The following is a 23,293-nucleotide window of genomic DNA, read 5'->3' as shown; positions in this document are numbered from 1 at the left end:
GGCGGCGGCCGCGCGGGCGGTCCGCCGTCCGGACGCCTGGGCGGTGGCGCCGCCGACGGGCCTGCCGGAGCTGCGCGCGTGGTTCGCCGCGCAGGCCGGCGGCGACGTCACCGACACGCTGATCGTGAGCGGCGGCCAGTCGGCGCTCAGCCTCGCCTTCCGCGCGCTGGCCGCGCCGGGCACCCCGCTACTGGTGGAGACCCCGACCTATCCGGGCGCCCTGGCGGCGGCGAAGGCGGCGGGGCTGCGGGCGACCGCCGTACCCGTGGACAGGGAGGGGGTGCGGCCCGACCTGCTCGCCGAGGCGTTCGCCGTCACCGGCGCCCGGGTGTTCTACTGCCAGCCCACGCTGCACAACCCGACGGGCGCGACGCTGAGCCCCGAGCGCAGGCGGCAGGTCCTCGACGTGGCGAGGGCGGCGGGCGCGTTCGTGGTCGAGGACGACGCGCTGCGCCACCTGGCCAGGAAGGCGCCGCCGCCGCTGGTGTCGATGGACGCGCACGGCACGGTCGTGTACGTGAGCTCGCTGACCAAGATCCTGGCGCCGAGCCTGCGGGTGGCGGGGGTGGTGGCGCGCGGCCCGGCCGCGCACCGGCTGCGGGCGGGGCAGCTCGTGGAGTCCTTCTTCGTGCCGAGGCCGCTGCAGGAGACCGCGCTCGAGTTCCTCGGCTCGCCCGCCTGGCCCCGCCATCTGCGGACCGTGCACGCCGAGGTGTCCGTACGCCTGAACGCCCTGCTGGCCGCCCTCGCCGCCGACCTTCCCGAGGCCGAGCCGCACCTGGTGCCGATCGGCGGCAAGCACGTGTGGCTGCGGCTGCCGCCGTCGGTGGACGAGGCGGCGCTGGTGGAGGCGGCCCGGCTCGGCGGCGTGCTGGTGAGCCCCGGCCGCATGTTCTACCCGGCCGAGCCGCCGGGGCCGCGCCTGCGGGTCACGTTCATGGCGACGACGCGCGCGGAGGAGCTGAAGGAGGGCGTGCGCCGGCTGGCGCGTGCCTTCGCGGAGACGGTACGGCCACCCTGAACACGGTGTTCCGCAAAGGTTTGCGGTAATCGTCCCAAAACCCGGGAGTACCGCGCCAGAAGCATGGTTCGCGTCGTCTCCAAGTCTCAAACACCGATACGGTGTAACTCGTGCCTTGTGGCACGACGGCAGGCGAAGGAGCGGGCCGAGATGGCAGACGTAGGCGTCCGGGCGGCCCGGCGCGAGGATGTGCTCCAGGTGGCGAATGTTCAGATCCGCGCCTGGCGATACGGCTATCGGGATTTCCTGCCCGAAGGGCCGCTTGAGCAGATGACCGGCCCCTCGGCCGAGAAGATGTGGCTGCGTCAGTGGGACGAGGCGATCGTCGCCCCTCCCACGCCTCGGCACCGCGTGCTCGTGGCGGTCGAGACCATCCTCGACACGGAGGGCTTCCCGGCGCTCGGGCCGGGCGGCAGTTCGGCCCTCGCGACGCCGCGCGGCGGCGAGCGGGTCGTCGGCCTGGCCTCCCACGCCCCGGCGGAGGACCCCGACCTCGACCCGACCGTGGTGGCGGAGATGCTGACGCTGCTGATCGACCCCGACTTCGGCCGCAGAGGCCATGCCAGCCGCCTGCTCAACGCGACCGTCGACTACCTGCGTGACGACGGCTACCAGCAGATCGTCACCTGGGCCTTCGCCGACAACTACGCCATGCTCGGCTTCCTTGAGTCGGCCGGATGGGGCGAGGACATGGCCGAGCGCGTACTCGACATGGGCCGCCCGATCCGCATGGTCAGGCTCAGCACGGACATCAGCTAGAGGACCACCTATGGCAACCCCCGGCCAATGGCTCGCCGGTGCGCGCCCGCGCACCCTGGCGAACGCCCTCGTCCCCGTCCTGGTCGGCACCGGTACGGCCTTCGGGCTCGGCGGCGCCGACTGGTGGCGCGCGCTGCTGGCGCTGGCGGTGGCGCTGCTGCTGCAGATCGGCGTCAACTACGCCAACGACTACAGCGACGGCGTGCGCGGCACCGACGACGAGCGGGTCGGGCCGATGCGACTGGTCGGCTCACGGGCGGCCACACCGGGCCAGGTGCTGTTCGCGGCCCTCGCCTGCATGGCGGCGGCCGCCGTCGCCGGACTGGTGCTGGTGCTGCTGACCCAGGCGTGGTGGGTGCTGCCGGTCGGCGCGACCGCGATCGCCGCCGCGTGGTTCTACACCGGCGGCGAGCGCCCGTACGGCTACCGCGCGCTGGGCGAGTTGTCGGTGTTCGTGTTCTTCGGCATCGTCCCTGTGGTCGGCACCGCGTTCGTGCAGACCGAGTCGTTGTCGTGGACGGCCCTGGCCGCCTCGGTGCCCGTCGGCCTGCTGTCGTGCTCGATGCTGGTGGTCAACAACCTGCGTGACGTGGTCACCGACGGCCCGGCGGGCAAGCGCACGCTGGCGGTGGTGCTGGGCGCCGAGCGCACCCGCCGGCTGTACGCGGGCGCGCTGATCGGCGGGTTCGTGGTGGCGGCGGCGCTGGTGCCGGTGCGGCCGTGGGCGGCGCTGGCGCTGCTGTCGGCCCCGCTGGCGATCGGCCCGATCCGCACGGTGCTGAGCGGCGCGACCGGCCCGGCGCTGATCGGCGTGCTGCAGGCCACGGGCAAGCTGCAACTGGCCTTCGGCGTCCTGTTCGCCGTCGGCCTGGCCCTCACCTGAGGGCGCCGGTCGTGCGGCTGACGACGTTCGAGGCCGTGCCGTACCTGAAGGACCTGACGCGGTAGGCCGCCCGCTTCTCGCCGGGCAGGGTGATCAGCCCGAAGGCGTTGACGTCCGGTTCGAGCAGCGCAGCCACCCGGTACGGCCCGCCGTCCGGCCGTACCTCCAGCAGGTAACCGTCCTCGTCGGAGGAGCGGTCGGTCCAGCTGAAGGCGATCCCGTTGGCGTGTTTGACGGTGGCCTTCAGGTCGGTGGGCGCGGCGCCGGGCGTGCCGGGCCCGCCGGGCCGTTTGCGCGGTTCGAGCCAGTCCTGCCCGCCCTCTGCGGCCAGGTCTCCGTCGGGCAGGTCTCCGTCGGGCAGGTTCACCTCGACGGTTCCGCTCGCGGGCCCGTGCAGCGGCCGTACCCGGTAGTAGAAGGTCGTCTCGGGGATCAAGTCGGGGTGGAGGTAGTCGCGCCGCTCGGGCGGCAGGAACTCGAGGATCGTGTACGGTCCCCGCTCCGCCGTCGCGAACTCCACCACCCGGCCCGCCACCCCGCCCGCCGTCCCGCCCGCCGTCCCGCCCGCCGTACTGTCGCCGGCGGGCCATTCGAGGGCGATGTCCGTGGGCGTGACGAGCCGGGCGACGAGCCTGCTCTCCCCGGCCGAGCAGCCGGTGAGCCCGGCCAGGAGCAGCGCCAGGATCCTCATTTGCGCCAGAACCCGATCCCCGACCATTCGACGGTGACCGGCCCCTGGCCGCTGTTGGTGCGGTAGGAGCCGAACTTGTCGTAGAAGTCGCCGCCGGGGCTCGACACGGTGTGCCTGAGTGAGCCGTTGATGTAGGTGCGGTGGGTGTCACCCACGACGTGGACGGTGTTGACGCGGACGCTGGTGCCGATGGTGGCGCCGGTCGCGACGGTGGTGCCGCCGTGGACGGCGTACAGGCGCCCGCCGCGTTCGACGGCCAGCATGAAGAAGGGGCCGGTGGTCTTGAAGGTCTGTTTGAGGCTGATCCGGGTCCCGCTCATGCTGGTGATCTTGAAGTGGCCCTCGAACTGGCGGGTGCCGCCGGTGTAGGTCGCGTAGCGCCGTTCGGCGCGCTGGTCACCGCTGCCGGTGGAGCAGGTGAGGCGGAAGGTGAGGTCTGCGACGTCGCCGCAGCCCCGTTCCTGAACGGTGAAGGTGGGGTCGTACGCGATCCACGGCCCGGGTTCGACGGGGTCGGCCGAGGCGGGGAGCGCGACCGCGAACACTTGCAGGATCCCCGCGATAGCAGCTAATCGCATGATTCATAGGATCATTCCCAACAAGTCGCGTCAAGGTGGGTTATGGCGCCATTCAGGTGACCTGGTGGTTCACTGCAACACCCTCGGGAAGGGAGTTCAGCTCATCCGATATATCCCACAAAAACGCGATATATCGTGATCAACTTGTATCTGCCGACAACAAGCCCCTCCAAAGCTCGTACATTTAGATAAACGCCCAGGTCAGCCCCAGTTGGTTCACTGAGACCGCACCAACCAGGCTCCCCGAGAGGACACACGTCGATGGAGCAACGCGGCATCGAGCTGGTCTCGGCCGGAGAGAGGTACGGCCGCCCACGCGACCTGCTCTTCCTCTGGACCGGCACGACCATGGGCATCTTCACCCTGGTGTACGGCACCACGGTCGTCGCCGCCTTCGGCCTCAGCTTCGGCCAGGCCGTCGCCGCCATCCTGGTCGGCAACCTGCTGGCCTTCCCGCTCGTCGGCCTGACGAGCCTCCAGGGCCCGGCCACCGGCACCTCCACCATGGCCGTCTCCCGTGCAGCCTACGGCCCCAAGGGCGCCCGCCTGCTCAGCTTCTTCGGCTGGCTCAACATGGTGGGCTTCGAGGCGGGCGGCATGGTGCTCATCACCTTCGCCACGCTGGCCCTGCTCGGCCAGGCCGGAGTCGCCACCGACAGCATCGGCCTGAAGATCGGCGTCATCCTGATCGCCGCCCTCATCCAGCTCGTGCTCCCGCTGATCGGGCACTCGGCCGTGATGCGCGCCCAGAAGTACTTCACCTGGGTCTTCGTGGTGCTCTTCGGCCTGATGGCGCTCCTGGTCGGCCCCAAGGTCAACCTGTCGGGCGGCGAGGGCGCGAACTTCGCCACGTTCACCGCCGCCGTCGCGCTCATCATGGCGGCGGGGGGCCTGTCGTGGGGGCCGCTCGGCGGCGACTACTCACGCTACCTTCCGGCGGACTCCTCCAAGAAGGCCGTGTTCGGCTACGCCTTCCTGGGCGGCTTCGTGCCGTACGTGCTGCTCATGATGCTGGGCGCGGCCGTCGCGACCGCGGTCACCGGCGCCGACGACCCGATCTCGGGGCTGCCGGGCGCGCTGCCGTCCTGGTTCGTCGTGCCGTACCTGCTGCTCGCGATCGTCTCCCTGTTCGCGGTCAACACCACCGACCTGTACTCCTCCGGCCTCAACCTCCAGGCCGCCGGGATCCGGGTCAAGCGGTGGGTGGCCGTGGTCGGCGACCTCGTCCTCTGCGTGATCATCACTATCGTGGCGGTGACCTCGGAGAACTTCCACACCATGCTCAACACCTTCCTCGGCCTGCTCATCCTGTGGCTGGCCCCGTGGGCGGGCGTGTACGTCACCGACTGGCTGCGCAGGAAGGGCCGCTACGACGCCGCGGCGCTGTTCGACGAGCGGGCGCCTGGCCAGGTGCGCTGGCCCGCGCTCATCGCCCAGGGCGTCGGCATGGTGGCCGCCGCGCTCTGGATCAACTCCACCGCCTTCGTCGGCCCGCTGTCGGCGGCCACGGGCGGCTCGGACTTCAGCATCTTCGCGGGCTTCCTCGCGGCCGGAGCGGTCTACGCCGCCCTGGACCGCAGGCCCGTCACCGTTCCTACGCTTGAGGGAGCCCGATGACACTGCTCGACGTGGCCTACGGCCGGCGTGCCGCCGACACGATCATCACGGGCGGCACGCTGGTCAACGTCCTGACGGGCGAGGTCTACCCCGCCGAGGTCGCCGTCGCGGGCGACCGGATCGCCGCGGTCGGCACCGGCCTGCTCCGGGGTCCGCACACGCGGATCATCGACGCGCAGGGCGGCTACCTGGTCCCCGGCCTGATCGACGGGCACCTGCACATCGAGTGCAGCAAGCTGTCGGTCACGAGCTTCGCCGACCTGGTGGTCCCGTTCGGTACCACCAGCGTGGTGTCCGGCCTGGACCAGGTGCTCGTCGTGGAGGGCCTGCCGGGGGTGCGCAGGTTCCTGGACGAGTCGAAGCGGACCGGTATGCGCATCTGGTGGGGCGCCCCCGCCAAGGCCCCGTACACCGTCCCGCAGTCGAACGTCGGTTTCACCTTCGGGCCCGACGAGCACCGCGAGGCCCACACCTGGCCTGAGTGCGTGGGCGTGTGGGAGACCGTCCAGGAGATGGTCGAGCACGGCGACCCGGCCGTCATGGAGGCCCTGGAGCTGGCGGAGAGGCACCGGCTGCCGGTCTTCGGCTGCGCCCCGCTGTCGGACGCGCGCCGCATCGGCGGCCTGGCCGCGGCCGGGATCCGGCTCGACCACGAGTCGTACTCGCACGAGGAGATGCTGGAGAAGCTGCGCCAGGGCATCTACGCGATCGTCCGCGAGTCCTCCGTCGCGCACTTCCTGGAGGAGAACATCCAGGTCGTCGCCAAGGTGGGGGCGCGGCGGGTGGCCTTCTGCACCGACGACGTCCACGCCGCCGACGTGCTGGCCGGCGGCCACATGGACAAGCTGGTGCGGATGGCCGTCAAGGCGGGCCTCGACCCCGTGACCGCCATCCAGATGGCCACCGTGAACTGCGCGGAGATGTACCGCATCGACCACCTGGTCGGCAGCATCGCGCCCGGCCGCCTGGCCGACGTGCTGATCGTCGACTCGCTGGAGGACTTCCGGGTGCGCGAGGTCGTGGCCGGCGGCACCCTGGTGGCCCGCGACGGCGCCATGCTCACGCCGACCACGCCTCCGGCGCGCGGCGCGGTCGCGCCGTTCCCCGTCAGGACCCTCACGGCCGACGACTTCGCGCTGCGCTCTCCGGTTGCCCAGGTGGCCGAGGTCGCCGAGGTGAACGTGCTGGCCCTGGACTTCACCGACCAGGTCTTCGTGCGCAGGCGCCGCGACGTGCGGCTACCGGTCGTGGACGGCGTCGTGGAGCCGTCCGTCGAGAAGGACGCGCTGCTCGTCACCGTCGTCGAGAGGTACGGCAAGAGCGGCAACATGCCCGTCGCGGTGGTGAGCGGCATGGGCATCCGCGAAGGTGCCATCGCCACGAGCGCCGCCCCCGACGACAACAACATCATCTGCGTGGGCGCCTCCCGCGCCGACATGGCGGTGGCGGTCAACGAGGTCGTCCGCATGGGCGGCGGCCAGGTCGTGGTCGTGGACGGCGAGGTGCGCGAGTCACTGCCGCTGCCGATCGCGGGCATCGTCTCCGACCTGCCCGCGGCCGAGATGGCCGAGCGGGAGCAGCGACTGGACGACCTGGCCCGCGAGCTGGGCTGTGACCTGCCCGCACCCTTGATGTACCTGTTTTTCCTGTCCATCACGGCTATCCCCGATTATGCCGTGACGGACCTGGGACTGATCGACTGTGTCAACCTTGAGGTCGTGGAGGTAATTCAGTGACTGATTTCATCGCCGGTCTGCCCAAGTGCGAGCTGCATCTGCACATCGAGGGCACGCTGGAGCCCGAGCTGAAGTTCGACCTGGCGGCGCGCAACGGCATCGCGCTGCCGTACTCCTCGGTCGAGGAGATCAGGGCGGCCTACGAGTTCGACAGCCTGACGACGTTCCTGAAGGTGTACTACGAGGGCATGCAGGTGCTGCGCACCGAGCCCGATTTCTACGACCTGGCGATGGCCTACCTGCGCAAGGCGGCCTCGCAGAACGTGCGGTACGCGGAGATCTTCTTCGACCCGCAGGCGCACACCTCGCGCGGGGTGCCGTTCGACATCGTGATCAGAGGGCTGCGCCGGGCGCTGCTCGACGCCGAGACCCAGCTCGGCGTCCGGGCCCAGCTCATCATGTGCTTCCTGCGCGACTTCCAGGCCGAGTACGCGATGGCGACGCTGCTGGAGTCGCTGCCGTACAAGGAGTGGATCGTCGGCGTCGGCCTCGACTCCGACGAGCGCGGCAACCCCCCGGCCAAGTTCGCCGCCGTGTACGAGCGGGCCAGGCAGGAAGGCTACCTGCTGACCATGCACTGCGACGTGGACCAGGACAACTCGGTCGAGCACATCCGCCAAGCCGTCCAGGACATCGGTGTGAACCGGGTCGACCACGGCGTCAACGTGCTGGAGGACCCGGGCCTGGTCGAGGAGATCCTGGAGAAGGGCCTCGGCCTGACCTGCTGCCCGATCTCCAACGGGTACGTCACCGAGTCGATGAAGATCGAGGGCATCCGCAAGCTCCTCGACCTCGGCGTGCGCGTCACCATCAACTCCGACGACCCGGCCTACTTCAACGGCTACGTCCAGGAGAACCTGGAGGCGCTGAACTTCTCCGAGGAGGACCTGGTCCGGCTCCAGCGCAACGCCTTCGAGATCACCTGGCTGCCGCGCCATCTCAAGGACGGCTACCTGGCCGAACTCGACGCCTACGCCGCGCGCGGCTAGCGCATCCGCAGGGCCAGCAGGAAGTCGACGCGCTCGTCCCAGGCGGTCAGCGAGCGGCCGGTGAGGTCCTCGATGCGACGCAGCCGGTAGCGCAGGGTGTTGACGTGCACGTGCAACCGTTCGGCGGTCGCCGCCCAGTTGCCCGACTCCTCCAGGAACGCCTGGAGGGTCTCCAGCAGGTCGGTCTGGTGGGCGGCGTCGTAGTTCTCCAGCGGGCCGAGCAGTCTGCTGCGGAACGAGCGGCGCAGGTCTGCGGGGATGGCCGCGAGCAGCGCCCGGTGGGAGCTGACGTCCTCGCCGGTGATGACGCTGACCCGCGCGCCGTCCAGGGCGGCGAGCGTGCGGGCGTGCCTGGCCTCCTCGATGAGGCTGCTGAGCGCGGCGGGCCCGGTGGTCACGCTGCTGACGCCGAGGGTGATGCGCCCGTCGCCCAGCCCCGCCGCGAGGGTGCGGGCGCCGCTCACGACATGGTCGGTGAGTTCCTGCGCCGAGTTGCCCGCCAGCGGCACCAGCGCGACGGCCTCGCCGTCGTCGCGGGCGCTGGAGGCGGTGACGATGCCGGGCGCGACCGGCCGCAGCAGTTCGTCGAGCACGGCGACGCTCACCTCGCCGGAGGCCGCCTTCCCCGAGACCACCCCATCGGCCCCGGCGGGGCGGGCGCCCGTGGACGGGCCACTGGCCGACAGGGCGACGGCCAGCAGCCCGTGCTCGGTCTCGACGTGCAGCGTGTGCAGGCGGGAGACCACGCCGGGCAGCGCCGCGTCGCCGGACTCCAGCAGCTCCAGCAACTGGTCGAGCACCCGGCGTTCGATCCGCTGCGCCGCCTCCAGCCGGGAACGTTCCAAAGCGACCAGGGCAGCCAGCTCGACGACCAGATCCTCGTGCTCGCCCTGCGCCTGCTCGCCCGCGTAGGCGAGGAACCAGTTGGCGATGCGGTGCGGGGCGCCCTTGCTGATCGGGAAGACCGACAGCCCGCCGACCATGCCGGGCAGGTGCCGCGCGGTGAGGAAGGTGTGGGCCAGCCGGGCCCGCTCGGCCTCCGCCAGCGGCTGCGAGCCCACGATGACCCGCCCGGTGGGCGACATCACCCAGCAGGGCACCTCCAGTTCGCCCGCGACGGCGGTGACGAGCTTGGTCAGGCTGCCCCCGTCGACGAGGGTGGTGGCCAGGCGGCGGCGGGCGCTCGGCCCCGGCCTCGGCGGCGCGTCCAGTTCGGCGATCAGGGCGCGCAGGACGTGCTCGGTGAGCTGGCTGAACGGCACCTCGACCGGGAGCGTGAGCAAGGGCAGCCCGGCGTCGGCGCAGGCGTCGACCAGGTCTATCGGCACTCCTTTGAGCGCGGTGCCGGACACCAGCGCCGCGACCTCGCCCAGCTCCTTGACGAAGGCGCGTGAGGACTCGGCGCCGGTGTGCCAGGTCAGCTCGGTCAGCACCAGTTCGCCGGGTTTGACGAAGCGGCCCGGCTCGATCAGGTCGGTCGTGGACACACCGCGCACCCTGCGATCGAGCAGGTCGTGCCCGGTCAGCACCTTCAGGGCGAGCTGGTCGGCCCGCAGCAGGTCTCTCAGCCGCACGGCCAGCCCTCCCTCCGCCAGGCGGCGTCCCAGAACAGCCATTCGTAGCGGGCCGTCATGACCGCCCGCTCCAGCAGCCGCTCACGCTCGTCGGGGCTTATCGCCAGCCCGTCGAGCAGATCGAGGACCTCGGCCGAGGTCTCCTGGTAGTCGGCGCCGCCGTACGTCTCGATCCACCAGGCGTACAGGGGGTCGGGCGAGCTGCGCTCCAGCAGCCGCTCCCCCACCCGCGCGTAGATCCAGTAGCAGGGGACGAGCGCGCCGAGCGCCTCGGGGAAGGCGCCGAGCGCGCAGCTGCGCACCAGGTAGGAGCTGTAGCCGACGGTCGTGGGCCCGGCGGGCGTCTTGCGGGCGTCGGCCTCGTCGAGCCCGAAGGCGGCCAGCAGTTCGGCCACCAGGCCGTGCTCGACCTCCACCGTGCGGGCGGCCTGGGCGCTGAAGCGCCGGACGGAGGCGGCGTCGGGCGCGCGGGCGGCGACGGCGGCCTGCGCTCTCGCGTAGTCGGGCAGGAAGTGGGCCTCCTGGACCACGTAGTGGCGGAACGCCTCACGCGGCAGCGACCCGTCGGTCAGCCCGGTGAGGAAGGGGTGGACCAGGATCTGGTCGTACACACCCGCCACGACCTGCCACAACTCTTCGCGAAAGCGACTCACCCCCCAAGGCTATCCGCCGGTCCGCCTGGCCATCACCACACGTGGCGCCACCTCGATGCCCAGCTCGCGCTCGTGCGCGACCAGCGCCCGCAGCTCCGGCCCCCACCCCTCGGATTCCAGGACGGCGAAGCCGTGCCCGGCATACCAGGGCGCGTTCCACGGCACGTCCCTGAAGGTCGTCAGCGTGACGGCGGGCGCACCCGCCGCCCGCGCGTGGTCGAGCACCCCGGTCATCAACCTGCCGCCGATGCCCTGCCGCATGTGGTCGGGGTGCACGGCGAGCTGGTCGAGGTGAACGTTGCCGTCCACCCAGCCCACCAGCGCGAAGCCGCGCGGCGGCACGCCCTCCACCAGCACCGTCGAGGGGTCCTCGACCTCTTCGACCATCGTCGTACCCGGCGGGAAGGCGATCCCGACCTGCTCGAACAGCCGGTCGGCGGCCAGTTCCACGTCCACCAAACCCGAGAGTTCCTCGGAAACAGCCCATCGCGTCATGCCGACACGGTCTCATGTTCCAGCGCGACACGGCGTTCGGGATCTAGTGTGATGATCGTGTGCTCGGCTGTGCGGAGCCGGGAACCCCCTCCTCAAGGCATGCCCGGACTCCTCGGAGTCCGGGCATGCCCCGTGTCCCGCCTACAGGGTCTGGCGCCCACAGGCATCTCCGACCCCTACGCGACGTCGTGCGTACAGGCGTCTCCGACAAACGTCGCGCCTACAGGCCGAGCAGGGGCTCCAGGCCCACGGTGAGACCCGGCAGCCCGCCCACACGGCGCACCCCGAGCAGCACACCGGGGGTGAAGGCCGACCGGTTCATCGTGTCGTGCCGGATCGTCAGGATCTCGCCGTCGCCGCCCATCAGCACCTCCTGGTGGGCGATCAGGCCCGCCAGCCGTACCGAGTGGACGTTCACTCCGCCGACGTCGGCGCCCCGCGCGCCGTCGAGGGCGGTGCTCGTGGCGTCCGGCATCGGCCCCAGTCCCGCCTCCTCGCGGGCCCGCGCCACCAGCTCGGCCGTACGGCGTGCGGTGCCGGACGGCGCGTCCGCCTTGTTCGGGTGGTGCAACTCGACGATCTCGACCGACTCGAAGTGCCGCGCGGCCTGGGCGGCGAAGTGCATCATCAGCACCGCCGCGATGCCGAAGTTGGGGGCGATGAGGCAGTTGGTGCCCGCGGAGCGCTCCAGCCAGCCGCGTACGGCCGCCAGCCGCCCCTCGTCGAACCCCGTCGTGCCCACCACCGGATGGATGCCGTGGGAGATCGCCCATTCGAGGTTGGCCATGACGGCGTCGGGGTGGGTGAAGTCGACGACGACGTCGGCGCCGGTCAGGCTCTCGATCGGGTCGCCCTGGTCGACGGCGGCGACGAGTCGCAGGTCGGCGGCGGCCTCCACCGCCTTGCAGACCTCCACCCCGACGCGCCCGCGCGCCCCCAGCACCCCAACATTGATCTTCATGTTCCGTCTCTTTCCTCGCCGTGGTATCAACGCGCCCCACCGACATCGATCCTCCCACGCCCCTCACGGACGGCGACGGCCCAGGCCCCTTCGCGGGACCTGGGCCGTCACAGCCGGTGAGGTTCAGGCGATGGCGTGACCGAAGTCCTTGTCACCGTAGGGGCCGATCACGGCCAGCGTCAGCGGCCGCTTGAGGACGTCGGCGGCGACCGCCGAGATCTCCTCGGGCGTGACCGCCTCGATGCGGGCCAGCACCTCGTCCACCGACAGCAGTTCGTCGTAGACGAGTTCGTTCTTGCCGATGCGCGACATCCGCGAGCCGGTGTCCTCCAGGCCGAGGACCAGCCCGCCGCGCATCTGGCCCTTGCCGCGCCGGATCTCCTCGCCCGTCAGGCCCTCGTCGACGATGCGGGCCACCTCGTCGCGGCAGATCCGCAGCACGTCGTCGATCTTCGACGGCAGGCAGCCGACGTAGATCCCGAACTGCCCGGTGTCGGCGTAGGCCGAGGTGTAGGAGTAGGCAGAGTAGGCCAGCCCGCGCTTCTCGCGGATCTCCTGGAACAGCCGCGAGGACATGCCGCCGCCGAGCGCCGAGTTGAGCACGCCCAGCGCGAACCTGCGATCGTCGGTGCGGGACATGCCGGTCGTGCCGAGCACCAGGTTGGCCTGCTCGGTGGGCCGGTCGATCACCCGGACCTCGGAGCGGATCTCGGTACCCGGCCCGCCGAGGCGGGGCGGCAGGCTCTCGCGCGGCCCGGTGAGGACGCCCGCCCGCTCGTAGGCACGCGAGACGAGTTCGACGACCTCCTCGTGCCTGACGTTGCCGGCGACCGAGACCACGGTCCGGCGTGGCTGGTAGTAGCGCTGGTAGTACTCGACGATGCGATCGCGGCCGAGCGCGTTGATCGACTCGACCGTGCCCAGGATGGGCCGGCCGATCGGCGAGTCACCGTAGAGAGCCGAGGAGAACTGCTCGTGCACCACGTCGGAGGGGTCGTCGTCGTGCATGGCGATCTCTTCGAGGATCACGCCGCGCTCGGAGTCGACGTCCTCGGCGGTGATCAGCGAACTGGTCACCACGTCGGCGAGCACGTCGACGGCGATCGGCAGATCCTCGTCGAGCACCCGCGCGTAGTAGCAGGTGTACTCCTTGGCCGTGAAGGCGTTGATCTCCCCGCCGATGCCCTCGACGGACGCGGAGATCTCCATGGCGCTGCGGTTCGGCGTGCCCTTGAACAGCAGGTGTTCGAGGAAGTGGGTGGCCCCGGTGTGCTCCGGGGCCTCATCACGCGAGCCGATGCCGACCCACATGCCGACCGCGACGGAACGCACGGTCGGCATGGTCTCGGTCACCACGCGCAGCCCACCGGGGAGGACGGTGCGCTGGACGATCCCGGCACCGTCCTTGCCGGGATGCAGCGTGGTCGTGGTCACGAGTTCCTGTCGTCTTCGCTGGTGCGGACCCGGGTGCGGGTACGGGTGCGGCGGGGCTTGTCCTCGCGCGCCTTGTCCTCGGCGGCGGCCTCGGCCGGCCCCTCGGGAGCCTCCTGCTCGGAGCCGCCCGACGCCTCCTTCTCGGCGCTCTCCTTCTCGATGACCTCGACCGGCACCAGGGACAGCTTGCCCCTGCCGTCGATCTCGGCGATCTCGACCTGGATCTTCTCGCCGACGCTCATGACGTCCTCGACGTTCTCGATGCGCTTGCCGCCGTGCAGCTTGCGGATCTGGGAGACGTGCAGGAGACCGTCCTTGCCCGGCATGAGCGAGACGAACGCGCCGAAGGCGGCGATCTTCACGACCGTGCCGAGGTAGCGCTCGCCGACCTCGGGCATGTGCGGGTTGGCGATGGCGTTGATCGCCGACCGGGCCGCCTCGGCGGACGGGCCGTCGGTGGCGCCGATGTAGATCGTGCCGTCGTCCTCGATGGTGATCTCGGCGCCGGTGTCGTCCTGGATCTGGTTGATCATCTTGCCCTTCGGGCCGATGACCTCGCCGATCTTGTCCACCGGGACCTTGATCGTGATGATGCGCGGCGCGGTCGGGTTCATCTCCGCCGGGGAGTCGATCGCCTCCTGCATCACGTCGAGGATCGCCAGGCGCGCGCCCTTGGCCTGCTTCAGCGCGGCGGCCAGCACCGAGGCGGGGATGCCGTCGAGCTTGGTGTCGAGCTGGAGCGCGGTGATGACGTCCTTGGTGCCCGCGACCTTGAAGTCCATGTCGCCCATGGCGTCCTCGGCACCGAGGATGTCGGTCAGGGTGACGTAGGCGTCGCCCTCGGCGATCAGGCCCATCGCGATGCCCGCGACCATCTCCTTGAGCGGCACACCGGCGTCGAGCAGCGCCATCGTCGAGGCGCAGACCGAGCCCATCGAGGTGGAGCCGTTGGAGCCGAGCGCCTCGGAGACCTGGCGGATCGCGTAGGGGAACTCCTCACGCGTCGGCAGGACCGGGATCAGCGCCCGCTCGGCGAGCGCGCCGTGGCCGATCTCGCGGCGCTTGGGCGAGCCCACGCGGCCGGTCTCACCCGTGGAGTAGGGCGGGAAGTTGTAGTTGTGCATGTAGCGCTTGGTGCGCTCGGGGTTGAGCGTGTCGATGACCTGCTCCATGCGCAGCATGTTGAGCGTGGTGATGCCCATGATCTGGGTCTCGCCGCGCTCGAACAGGGCCGAGCCGTGCACCCTCGGGACCACGTGGACCTCGGCCGACAGCGCCCGGATGTCCTTGGGGCCCCGGCTGTCGATGCGCACGCCGTCCTTGATGACCCGCTCGCGCATGAGCTTCTTCATGACCGAGCGGTAGGCGGCCGACAGCTCCTTCTCGCGGCCTTCGAACGCCTCGGCGAGCTTCTCGCCGAGCGCGCCCTTCAGGCGCTCCAGCTCGTTCTCGCGCTCCTGCTTGCCCGCGATGGTGAGCGCGGCGGCCAGTTCGGTCTTGACCGCGCCCTCGACGGCCTCGTACGCGTCATCCTGGTACTCGGGGAAGACGGGGTACTCGGCGGTCTCCTTCGCGGCGACCTTCGCGATCTTGTTCTGGGCCTCGCAGAGGACCTTGATGAACGGCTTGGCCGCCTCCAGGCCCTGCGCGATGGTCTCCTCGTTGGGCGCCACCGCGCCCTCGGCGACCAGCTTCAGCGTGTCCTTGGTGGACTCGGCCTCGACCATCATGATGGCCACGTCGCCGTCGGCGAGCACCCGGCCCGCCACCACCATGTCGAAGGTGGCGCGCTCAAGCTCCTGATGGGTCGGGAAGCCGACCCACTGGCCGTCGATCAGCGCGACGCGCACGCCGCCGATCGGGCCGGAGAAGGGCAGCCCGGCCAGCTGCGTGGACAGCGAGGCGGCGTTGATCGCGACCACGTCGTACAGGTGCTCGGGGTTGAGCGACATGATGGTGGCGACGACCTGGATCTCGTTGCGCAGGCCCTTGACGAACGACGGGCGCAGCGGCCGGTCGATCAGGCGGCAGGTGAGGATCGCGTCCTCGGAGGGACGGCCCTCCCGCCGGAAGAACGAGCCGGGGATGCGGCCCGCGGCGTACATGCGCTCCTCGACGTCCACCGTGAGCGGGAAGAAGTCGAAGTTCTCCTTGGGCGACTTCGAGGCGGTGGTCGCGGAGAGGACCATCGTGTCGTTGTCGAGGTAGGCGACGGCCGAACCGGCCGCCTGGCGCGCGAGCCTGCCGGTCTCGAACCGGATCGTTCGCGTGCCGAAGGAACCGTTGTCGATAACGGCTTCAGCTGTGTGGACACCCTCCACGGGGGACCTCCTTGGTCGGTCGGTCACCCGCGCCCTCTTATGGCTCTCACCGGCACCCTCGTTAGGTGCAGCGCCGGTCTTCGATCGAAGCGCCCGGTTCTTGACCGGAAGCCACTACCGAGGACCGGCCCGCAGGCGTCGCGGGTCGCATGGTGCTTGTCGGACGCGGGGGCTCTCAGTGTCTCTGATCTTCAGTTGTGGGCTCGGCACGACTCGCCGGGCCTGATACGAGAAGGGAGCGGCACCGGGCCGCTCCCTTGTCTCACTATCGGCGCAGACCGAGCCGCTCGATGAGCGAACGGTAGCGCTGGATGTCGTTGTTCTGCAGGTACTTCAGCAGGCGGCGCCGACGGCCGACGAGCAGAAGCAGGCCGCGACGGCTGTGGTGGTCGTGCTTGTGCGTCTTCAGGTGCTCGGTGAGCTCGCTGATGCGCTTGCTGAGCAGCGCGATCTGCACCTCGGGCGACCCGGTGTCGCCGTCACCGGTCGCGTACTCGCCGATGATCGCCTTCTTGGCAGCGGTGTCGAGGGACACGGCTCTCCTTCTATCTACGGACACGCGGTCGAATGAGATGGATTCGCGAACGACCGTGCGTGCCTACAGTCGCCGCAGTGAAGGCCAACCGGCGCAGCGCTGAGCGCAGCCGATACCAGAGCCGACGTCTCAGGCTACCAGAGCCGCCCCGGTGCTCACTGCGCGTGACCTCACAACAAGGTCACGCCTGGGAAGATCCAGCGGTGATACGGCGGGCTTCGTCGACGTCTGCCTGGATCTGGGCGATGAGTTCCTCGATGGACTCGAACCGGGTGTTCCCCCGCAGCCTGGCCTCGAAGTCGACGGCGACGTGCGTGCCGTACAGCTCCAGATCGTCGCGGTCGAGCGCGTACGCCTCGACCGTGCGCGGCACGCCCTCGAAGGTCGGATTGGTGCCGACCGAGATCGCGGCGGGCCAGCGCCGCCCCTCGTACGCCGCCGGCAGGTTGCCCACTGCCACGCACTGTAGCCACCCCGCGTAGACCCCGTCGGCCGGGATCGCGGTGTGCGGCGGCGTCTCGACGTTGGCCGTCGGGAAGCCGAGCTGCCGCCCGCGCTGGTAGCCGCGCACGACCACGCCCTCCACCCGGTGCGGCCGGCCGAGCCCGGCCGCCGCGCCCGCCACGTCGCCTTCGAGCAGCCGCGCCCTGATCTCGGTCGAGCTGACCCCCTCGGCCGCGGGCACCGCCTCCACCGTGAAGTCGTGCTTGTCGCCGAGCGCGCGCAGCGTCTCGACGTCGCCCTCGGCGCCGTGCCCGAACGCGAAACCCGCGCCGACCACCACCGAGGCCGCGCGCAGCCGCTCGGCCAGCACCGACTGGGCGAAGTCGGCGGGGCTCTGCCGCGACAGCTCCAGCGTGAACGGCAGCACCTCGACCTCGTCCACCCCGAGGCCGGTCAGCAGTTCGGCGCGGTGTCGCAGGGTGGTGAGCCGCTGCGGGTGCGAACCCGGCCGCACGACCTCGGCCGGATTGGGCTCGAAGGTCAGCACCACGGAGCGCAGGCCGCGCTCCCTGGCGACGGCGACGGCCCGGCGGACCACCCGCTGGTGGCCTCGATGCACACCGTCGAACACGCCGATCGTGACCACGCAAGCCACAGAACGCTGCACGGCTGGCCCCATTCGCTCCTCGTTACGTATCGATCAGCGTCCAGCCTGCCATGCTCGCGGGGAACGGCGGGAATCGAGGGGTACCATCGACGCATCATGCCTCGTTACGCGCTCCTCATCCTGCCTGCCTTCAACCGGGTCTACGGCGACAGCGCGCCCCGGCTCACCCACTCCGAGCTGGAGGTCTTCGGGGCCAGGGCGCTCACGGCGAAGGTGTCGGAGGTCGAGCGGGCCACGATCGGCGGCGTCCCCTACGTCGGCTTCACCACACAGGCGGCGCTGAGCGAGCACGACCTCGCGCTGCTGTCCAACCTGTCGTCGGTGTACGCGCTGTTCGGCGTCGAGGGCGAACTGCTGCGCCCGCTCACCGTACGGCCGCTCGACCGGCTCAGCAGCGACCTGATCACGATCCAGAAGTACGCGGGCAAGACCAACGAGCACTTCACCAAACTGCTGCTCAACGTCACCGTGCTGGCCTCCGGGCGGCCCCTCGACGAGAGGCTTTCGGTGTTCGACCCGATGTGCGGCCGGGGCACCACACTCAACCAGGCGCTCATGTACGGCTACGACGCCTACGGCATGGACCTCGACGCCAAGGACTTCGAGGCGTACTCGGGCTTCCTCAAGACCTGGTTGCGCAACAAGCGGCTCAAGCACACCGCCCAGACCGTGCCGGTACGCCGGGACCGCGCCCTGCTCGGCCGCCGCTTCGAGGTGTCGTTCGCGCTGTCCAAGGAGGACTTCAAGGCGGGCGACACCCAGCAGGTGGGCGTGGTCAGCGGCGACACGCTGCGGGCCCGCGAGTTCTTCAGGGCGCGCTCGTTCGACGTCATCGCCACCGACGCGCCCTACGGCGTGCAGCACGGCAGCAGGAGCGGCGACGCCGGGCTGTCGCGCAGCCCGCTGGAGCTCATCCGCCGGGCGGTGCCGGGGTGGGTGGAGCTCCTGCGGCCCGGTGGCGCGCTCGGCATCTCGTGGAACGTGTACGGCGGCAGCCGCGACGACCTCGCCGCGATCCTGGAGTCAGCCGGCCTAGAAATCCAGAAATATCCGGATTTCGAGCACTGGGTGGATCAGGCGATCGTCCGCGACATCATGGTCGCCCGCAAACCCGCCTGACCACCGGCGCACCCTGGGTCGGGTGCGGGGCGGAGGTCACACGAACACCGCCAGCGGCTTGAGAGCCCGGCCCGACTCCTCCGCCAGAGCCAGCAGCGCCCCGTCCGGGCCGAAAACCCCGATCGGGCCCGCACCCAGACCGGCGGCGGCCAACCGGCCGCCGTGGGAGACCACCCGCGCCTGCTCGTCCGTCACGTCGATACGCGGGAACGCCGCCGACACCGCCTCCCCGATCGGCAGGATCACGCACGAGTCCACCAACTGCTCGATCGTGCGCGCCATCGACAGGTCATAGGGCCCCACCCGCGTCCGCCGCAGGTACGTCAGATGGCCCCCCACCCCCAGCCCGTCCCCGAGGTCCCGGGCCAGCGACCTGATGTACGTCCCCGACGAGCACCGCACCGTCGCGTCCACGTCCACCACGTCGTCGTGCACCCGCACGTCCGTCACGTCGAAACCGTGCACCGTCACCGGCCGCGCCGCGAGTTCCACGTCCTCACCGGCCCGCGCCCGCTTGTAGGCCCGCTCGCCGTTCACCTTGATGGCGCTGACCTGCGGCGGCACCTGCATGATCGGCCCGGTGAGCCCGGCCACCCCCGCCTGGATCGCCTCCATGGCGACCTGCCCGGCGGGCGTCGTGCCGAGCACCTCGCCCTCGGCGTCGTCCGTGCTCGTGCGCACGCCGAGCCGGATCGTGGCTTCGTACACCTTCTCCGTCAGCGCCAGATGGCCCAGCAGGCGCGTCGCCTTCTCCACGCCCACCACCAGCACCCCGGTGGCCATCGGATCCAGCGTCCCCGCGTGCCCCACCCTGCGGGTGCCCGCGACGCGCCGCATCTTGCCGACGACGTCGTGGGAGGTCCACTCCGCCGGCTTGTCGACGATGATCAAGCCGCTCTCGGCCATCAAGCCTTCCTCGGAAGTAGTGCGCGGAAGTCCGCCATGGTCTGCTCCACGCCGTGGGGAGAGGTGTAACCGGCGGCGTTGTGGTGGCCGCCGCCGCCGAGCGCCGTGCAGACCGCGCCCACGTCGACCGCCCCCTTGGATCGGGTCGAGACCTGCCAGACGCCCTGGTCGTCCTCCTTGAGGATGACCGCGACCTCGGCCTCGTCGGTGCGCCTGACGACGTCGATGATGCCTTCCACCTCGTCGTACGGCAGGCCGTAGGCGGCCCGGTCCACCTGGGAGACGAACGTCCACACCAGGTCGTCCTCCAGCGTGGCCCGATCCAGCGCCGCCGCCAGCACCTTCAGGTAGCCGAACGGCGAGCGGTCCCACAGCTCGCGGGCGATCTCGTCGGTGCGCAGCCCCGTGGCCACCAGCCGGGCGGCCATCAGGTGCGCGGCCGGAGAGGTCGAGGCGTGCCTGAACGAGCCCGTGTCGGTCACCAGCCCGGTGTACAGACAGGTGGCGATGTCACGGTCCAGAGTGCCGCCGAGCCGGTAGATCAGGTCCTCGGCCAGCATCGCGGTCGCGGCCACACCCGGGTCGATCAGGCTGACCGTGCCGAAGCCGGTGTTGGAGGGGTGATGGTCGACGACGACCACCTCGCGCGCCCGCTCGGCGTTGGCGGCCAGCAGGCCGAGCCGTTCGAGCGTCGAGGAGTCGAAGGTGATCAGCAGTTCCGGCGCCTCGGGGAAGTCCCCCGGCGGCACGAGCAGGTCCTGGTGCGGCAGGTACCGGAGCAGCCTCGGCACGGCGAAGATCCGGTCGCCGAACGAGGCCGCGACCCGCTTGCCGAGCCCGTGCAGCACCGCGCCGACGGCCAGCATCGAGCCCAGCGCGTCGCCGTCCGGGGTGACGTGGCAGGCCAGCGCGACCTCCTCGGCCCGCTCGATCAGTCCCGTCACCCGCGCCCAGACCGCCTCCCCCACGGCCGGGGCGCCCGCCGTCCCCGCGTCCGGAGTACCGGGCAGCGGTTCGGGCGGGCCCGCGACGGGCAGGTCCCTGTCGCGCACGTCGGGAGTCACGTCGCCGGGTGCCCCGCGTCTGAGGTCTCGTCCTCGTCCGCGTCGGACTTCTTGTAGGGGTCGGCCTCACCGGCGTAGTCGGCGCCCTCGGACTGCTTGGCCAGCGCCTCGTCCTTGGCCCGGGCCGCGCTGATCAGGTCGTTGAGCTGCCTGGCGCTGTCGGGCAGCGGGTCGTGCTTGAAGGTCAGCAGGGGCGTGAAACGAACGCCGGTCTGCTTGCCGACCTCCGAGCGGATGATGCCCTTGGCGCTCTCCAGCGCGGCGGCGCTGTCGGCCCGCTCGGCCTCGGAGCCGAACACCGTGTAGAACACGGTGGCCTCACGCAGGTCGGCGGTGATCCGGGTGTCGGTCACCGTCACGAAGCCGAGCCGAGGGTCCTTGATCCGCCGCTCCAGCATCTCGGCGACGATCTGCTGGATACGGTCGGCGAGCTTGCGCGCTCGTGGGGCGTCCACCATGTCTCAGTCCCCCTTGGGTTCTCAATCCTCGTCGTTGTAGATCCGCTGCCGGGCGGACAGCAGCTCGATCTCGGGGCGGAAGGCCACCATCCGTTCGCAGGCGTCGAGCAGTTCCTTGCAGTTGCCGGCCGAGGCCGAGACGACCGCGATGCCGATCTCCGCTCTGCGGTGCAGGTCGAGGTGGCCGGTCTCGGCCACGGCCACGCTGGGGTAGCGGCGCAGCACCTCGGCCACCAGGGGCCGTACGACGGCTCGCTTCTGCTTCAGCGAATGAACGTCGCCGAGCAGGATGTCCAGGGTCAGGGCACCCACATACATCGTTGGCTACCACCGCTTGTCCGGTGTTCCCGAATGCACGCCCGGCACGGCGCGGTGGGAGGCCGCGCCAGGCGTGCGAGAGGCGCCCGGCGGATGGCCCACCGAGCGCCCTGCCGCGTGTCACACGCGCGGCTTCTCCCGCATCTCGAACGTCTCGACGACGTCGTCGATCCTGATGTCGTTGTATCCGACACCGATACCGCACTCGAAGCCCTCGCGGACCTCGGTCGCGTCGTCCTTGAAGCGGCGCAGCGACGACACCGTGAGGTTGTCGGCGATGACGACACCGTCGCGGATGATCCTGGCCTTGCTGTTGCGGGTGATGACACCCGAACGGACCAGCGAACCGGCGATGTTGCCGATCTTCGGCACCTTGAAGACCTCGCGGACTTCCGCGGTGCCCATCTGCACTTCTTCGAACTCGGGCTTGAGCATGCCCTTGAGCGCGGCCTCGATCTCCTCGATCGCCTGGTAGATGACCGAGTAGTAACGGATGTCGACGCCCTCGCGCTCGGCCAGGTCGCGGGCCCGGGGCTCGGGCCGGACGTTGAAGCCGATGATGACCGCGTTGTCGTCGGCGACCGCCAGGTTGACGTCGTACTCGGTGATGGCGCCGACCGCGCGGTGCAGGACACGGAGCCTGACCTCGTCGCCGACGTCGATCTTGAGCAGGGCGTCTTCCAGGGCCTCCACCGAACCGGACACGTCACCCTTGATGATGAGCTTGAGCTCGTCGACGCGACCCTTCTCAAGGTCGCTGAACAGCTCTTCGAGGGTACGGCGCCGCGAGGACTTGGCCATGTCGGCGCTGCGCTTGCGCGAGGCCCGCTGCTGGGCGATCTGCCGGGCCATCCGGTCGTCGGTGACCACGATGAAGTTGTCACCGGCGCTCGGAACCGCCGTCAGACCCATGACCATGACCGGACGCGACGGGTCGGCCTCTTCGACCGGCTCCATGTTGTCGTCGAGCAGCGCACGCACGCGGCCGAACGCCTCGCCGCACACGATCGAGTCGCCGACGCGCAGCGTGCCGCGCTGGACCAGGACGGTCGCCACCGGGCCGCGCCCCTTGTCGAGGTGCGCCTCGATCGCGATGCCCTGAGCGTCCATCGTCGGGTTGGCGCGCAGGTCGAGCTCGGCGTCCGCGGTGAGCAGGATCGCCTCAAGCAGCGAGTCGATGCCCGTGGCGTTCTTGGCGGAGATGTCCACGAACAGCGTCGAGCCGCCGTACTCCTCCGCCACCAGGCCGTACTCGGTGAGCTGGGCACGGACCTTGCTGGGGTCGGCGCCCTCCTTGTCGACCTTGTTGACCGCGACCACGATCGGCACGTCGGCCGCCTGGGCGTGGTTGAGCGCCTCGATCGTCTGCGGCTTCACACCGTCGTCGGCCGCGACCACCAGCACCGCGATGTCGGTGGCCTTGGCGCCTCGGGCACGCATGGCGGTGAACGCCTCGTGACCCGGGGTGTCGATGAAGGTGATCTTCCTCGGCTCGCCCTCGTGCTCCGTGCCGACCTGGTAGGCACCGATGTGCTGGGTGATGCCACCGGCCTCGCGGGCCACGATGTTGGTCTTGCGGATGGCGTCGAGCAGCTTCGTCTTACCGTGGTCGACGTGACCCATGACGGTCACCACCGGCGGACGGGCCGCGAGGTCGTCCTCGTCGCCCTCGTCCTCGCCGAACTCGATGTCGAAGGCCTCGAGAAGCTCGCGGTCCTCCTCCTCCGGGCTGACGACCTGGATGTTGTAGTCGAGCTCGGCGCCCAGAAGCTGGAGCGTCTCCTCGTTGACCGACTGCGTGGCCGTCACCATCTCGCCGAGGTGCAGCATGATCTGCACCAGCGAGGCGGGGTTGGCGCCGATGCGGTCGGCGAAGTCGGACAGCGACGCACCGCGCGGCAGCCGGATCGTCGCGCCGTTGCCGCGCGCGACCTGCACACCGCCGATCGCGGGAGCCGACATGTTGTCGAACTCCTGGCGCCTCTGCCGCTTGGACTTGCGTCCCCGGTCAGGACGGCCGCCGGGGCGTCCGAAGGCGCCCGCCGTACCGCCGCCACGGCCTCTGCCGCC

At 70.6% G+C, this 23,293-nt stretch carries 22 protein-coding genes; 7 read left to right on the top strand and 15 right to left on the bottom strand.

Annotated elements, in window-relative coordinates; genetic code table 11:
• The 3 genes from ABD120_RS15640 to ABD120_RS15630 all read left to right on the top strand — a co-directional run.
• Positions 1–1,021, top strand: a 1,021-nt coding sequence (locus ABD120_RS15640; protein WP_343950601.1) for an aminotransferase-like domain-containing protein, incomplete at its 5' end; no start/stop codon positions are given.
• A 150-nt stretch (positions 1,022–1,171) separates the two neighbouring features.
• On the top strand, positions 1,172–1,780 hold the full coding sequence (locus tag ABD120_RS15635) for a GNAT family N-acetyltransferase (protein ID WP_343950600.1): 609 nt from the start codon (positions 1,172–1,174) through the stop codon (positions 1,778–1,780).
• Between the two features lie 10 nt (positions 1,781–1,790).
• A complete protein-coding gene (locus ABD120_RS15630; protein ID WP_343950599.1) occupies positions 1,791–2,663 on the top strand; it encodes a 1,4-dihydroxy-2-naphthoate polyprenyltransferase in 873 nt (290 codons plus the stop codon).
• On the opposite strand, the gene ABD120_RS15625 is transcribed toward ABD120_RS15630, so the two are convergent.
• Both ABD120_RS15625 and ABD120_RS15620 read right to left on the bottom strand, forming a co-directional pair.
• Entirely contained in the window at positions 2,656–3,354 is a 699-nt protein-coding gene (locus tag ABD120_RS15625; RefSeq protein WP_343950598.1) for a hypothetical protein, read from the bottom strand. The two genes, ABD120_RS15630 and ABD120_RS15625, sit on opposite strands and share 8 nt — an antisense overlap.
• On the bottom strand, positions 3,351–3,932 hold the full coding sequence (locus tag ABD120_RS15620) for a hypothetical protein (protein WP_343950597.1): 582 nt from the start codon (positions 3,930–3,932) through the stop codon (positions 3,351–3,353). Before ABD120_RS15620 ends, ABD120_RS15625 begins: the two co-directional genes overlap by 4 nt.
• 261 nt (positions 3,933–4,193) lie before the next feature.
• Here ABD120_RS15620 and ABD120_RS15615 point away from each other — a divergent pair, with 261 nt between their 5' ends.
• Genes ABD120_RS15615 through add form a run of 3 tightly spaced genes read left to right on the top strand, consistent with a single transcriptional unit; the run spans position 4,194 to position 8,274 of the window.
• Positions 4,194–5,549, top strand: a complete 1,356-nt coding sequence (locus ABD120_RS15615; RefSeq protein WP_343950596.1) for a purine-cytosine permease family protein — start codon at positions 4,194–4,196, stop codon at positions 5,547–5,549.
• A complete protein-coding gene (locus ABD120_RS15610) occupies positions 5,546–7,285 on the top strand; it encodes an adenine deaminase C-terminal domain-containing protein (protein WP_343950595.1) in 1,740 nt (579 codons plus the stop codon). The genes ABD120_RS15615 and ABD120_RS15610 overlap by 4 nt, the downstream gene beginning before the upstream one ends.
• The gene (add, locus tag ABD120_RS15605; protein ID WP_343950594.1) at positions 7,282–8,274 is read left to right on the top strand and encodes an adenosine deaminase; all 993 of its coding nucleotides are present in this window, start codon (positions 7,282–7,284) and stop codon (positions 8,272–8,274) included. Before ABD120_RS15610 ends, add begins: the two co-directional genes overlap by 4 nt.
• Here add and ABD120_RS15600 read toward each other — a convergent pair.
• The 8 genes from ABD120_RS15600 to ABD120_RS15565 form a co-directional block, all read right to left on the bottom strand.
• Positions 8,271–9,848 carry a PucR family transcriptional regulator gene (locus ABD120_RS15600; RefSeq protein ID WP_343950592.1) on the bottom strand — a complete coding sequence of 526 codons (1,578 nt, stop codon included), beginning with the start codon at positions 9,846–9,848 and terminating at the stop codon, positions 8,271–8,273. The genes add and ABD120_RS15600 overlap by 4 nt on opposite strands.
• Positions 9,839–10,501, bottom strand: a complete 663-nt coding sequence (gene tenA, locus ABD120_RS15595) for a thiaminase II (RefSeq protein WP_343950591.1) — start codon at positions 10,499–10,501, stop codon at positions 9,839–9,841. The genes ABD120_RS15600 and tenA overlap by 10 nt, the downstream gene beginning before the upstream one ends.
• A 9-nt stretch (positions 10,502–10,510) precedes the next feature.
• Positions 10,511–10,996 carry a GNAT family N-acetyltransferase gene (locus ABD120_RS15590; RefSeq protein ID WP_343950590.1) on the bottom strand — a complete coding sequence of 162 codons (486 nt, stop codon included), beginning with the start codon at positions 10,994–10,996 and terminating at the stop codon, positions 10,511–10,513.
• Between the two features lie 220 nt (positions 10,997–11,216).
• Positions 11,217–11,957, bottom strand: coding sequence for a 4-hydroxy-tetrahydrodipicolinate reductase (gene dapB, locus ABD120_RS15585; protein WP_343950589.1), 741 nt, complete (start codon positions 11,955–11,957; stop codon positions 11,217–11,219).
• A 123-nt stretch (positions 11,958–12,080) separates the two neighbouring features.
• The gene (locus ABD120_RS15580) at positions 12,081–13,391 is read right to left on the bottom strand and encodes a M16 family metallopeptidase (RefSeq protein WP_343950588.1); all 1,311 of its coding nucleotides are present in this window, start codon (positions 13,389–13,391) and stop codon (positions 12,081–12,083) included.
• Entirely contained in the window at positions 13,388–15,712 is a 2,325-nt protein-coding gene (locus ABD120_RS15575) for a polyribonucleotide nucleotidyltransferase (protein WP_343950587.1), read from the bottom strand. Before ABD120_RS15575 ends, ABD120_RS15580 begins: the two co-directional genes overlap by 4 nt.
• Before the next feature lie 265 nt (positions 15,713–15,977).
• Entirely contained in the window at positions 15,978–16,247 is a 270-nt protein-coding gene (gene rpsO / locus ABD120_RS15570; protein WP_343950586.1) for a 30S ribosomal protein S15, read from the bottom strand.
• A gap of 181 nt (positions 16,248–16,428) precedes the next feature.
• The gene (locus tag ABD120_RS15565) at positions 16,429–17,370 is read right to left on the bottom strand and encodes a bifunctional riboflavin kinase/FAD synthetase (RefSeq protein WP_425563977.1); all 942 of its coding nucleotides are present in this window, start codon (positions 17,368–17,370) and stop codon (positions 16,429–16,431) included.
• Between the two features lie 84 nt (positions 17,371–17,454).
• Between ABD120_RS15565 and ABD120_RS15560 the strand changes: the two genes are divergently transcribed.
• Positions 17,455–18,477: a TRM11 family SAM-dependent methyltransferase gene (locus tag ABD120_RS15560; RefSeq protein WP_343950584.1), complete on the top strand. Its 1,023-nt coding sequence runs from the start codon at positions 17,455–17,457 to the stop codon at positions 18,475–18,477.
• A 36-nt stretch (positions 18,478–18,513) separates the two neighbouring features.
• Here ABD120_RS15560 and truB read toward each other — a convergent pair whose 3' ends face one another.
• The 5 genes from truB to infB form a co-directional block, all read right to left on the bottom strand.
• Positions 18,514–19,383: a tRNA pseudouridine(55) synthase TruB gene (gene truB / locus ABD120_RS15555; protein ID WP_343950583.1), complete on the bottom strand. Its 870-nt coding sequence runs from the start codon at positions 19,381–19,383 to the stop codon at positions 18,514–18,516.
• The gene (locus ABD120_RS15550; RefSeq protein WP_343950582.1) at positions 19,383–20,435 is read right to left on the bottom strand and encodes a DHH family phosphoesterase; all 1,053 of its coding nucleotides are present in this window, start codon (positions 20,433–20,435) and stop codon (positions 19,383–19,385) included. The genes truB and ABD120_RS15550 overlap by 1 nt, the downstream gene beginning before the upstream one ends.
• 8 nt (positions 20,436–20,443) lie before the next feature.
• Positions 20,444–20,905, bottom strand: coding sequence for a 30S ribosome-binding factor RbfA (gene rbfA, locus ABD120_RS15545; protein WP_343950581.1), 462 nt, complete (start codon positions 20,903–20,905; stop codon positions 20,444–20,446).
• Between the two features lie 21 nt (positions 20,906–20,926).
• Entirely contained in the window at positions 20,927–21,223 is a 297-nt protein-coding gene (locus ABD120_RS15540; RefSeq protein ID WP_343950580.1) for a DUF503 domain-containing protein, read from the bottom strand.
• Between the two features lie 120 nt (positions 21,224–21,343).
• On the bottom strand, positions 21,344–23,293 hold a 1,950-nt coding region (infB, locus tag ABD120_RS15535; RefSeq protein WP_343950579.1), incomplete at its 5' end, for a translation initiation factor IF-2.

Source organism: Nonomuraea longicatena, assembly GCF_039525605.1.
In the GTDB taxonomy this organism is placed as follows: Bacteria; Actinomycetota; Actinomycetes; order Streptosporangiales; family Streptosporangiaceae; genus Nonomuraea; species Nonomuraea longicatena.
Note: the sequence above shows the minus strand (reverse complement) of the source record. Positions and strands in the feature narration are given on the sequence as shown.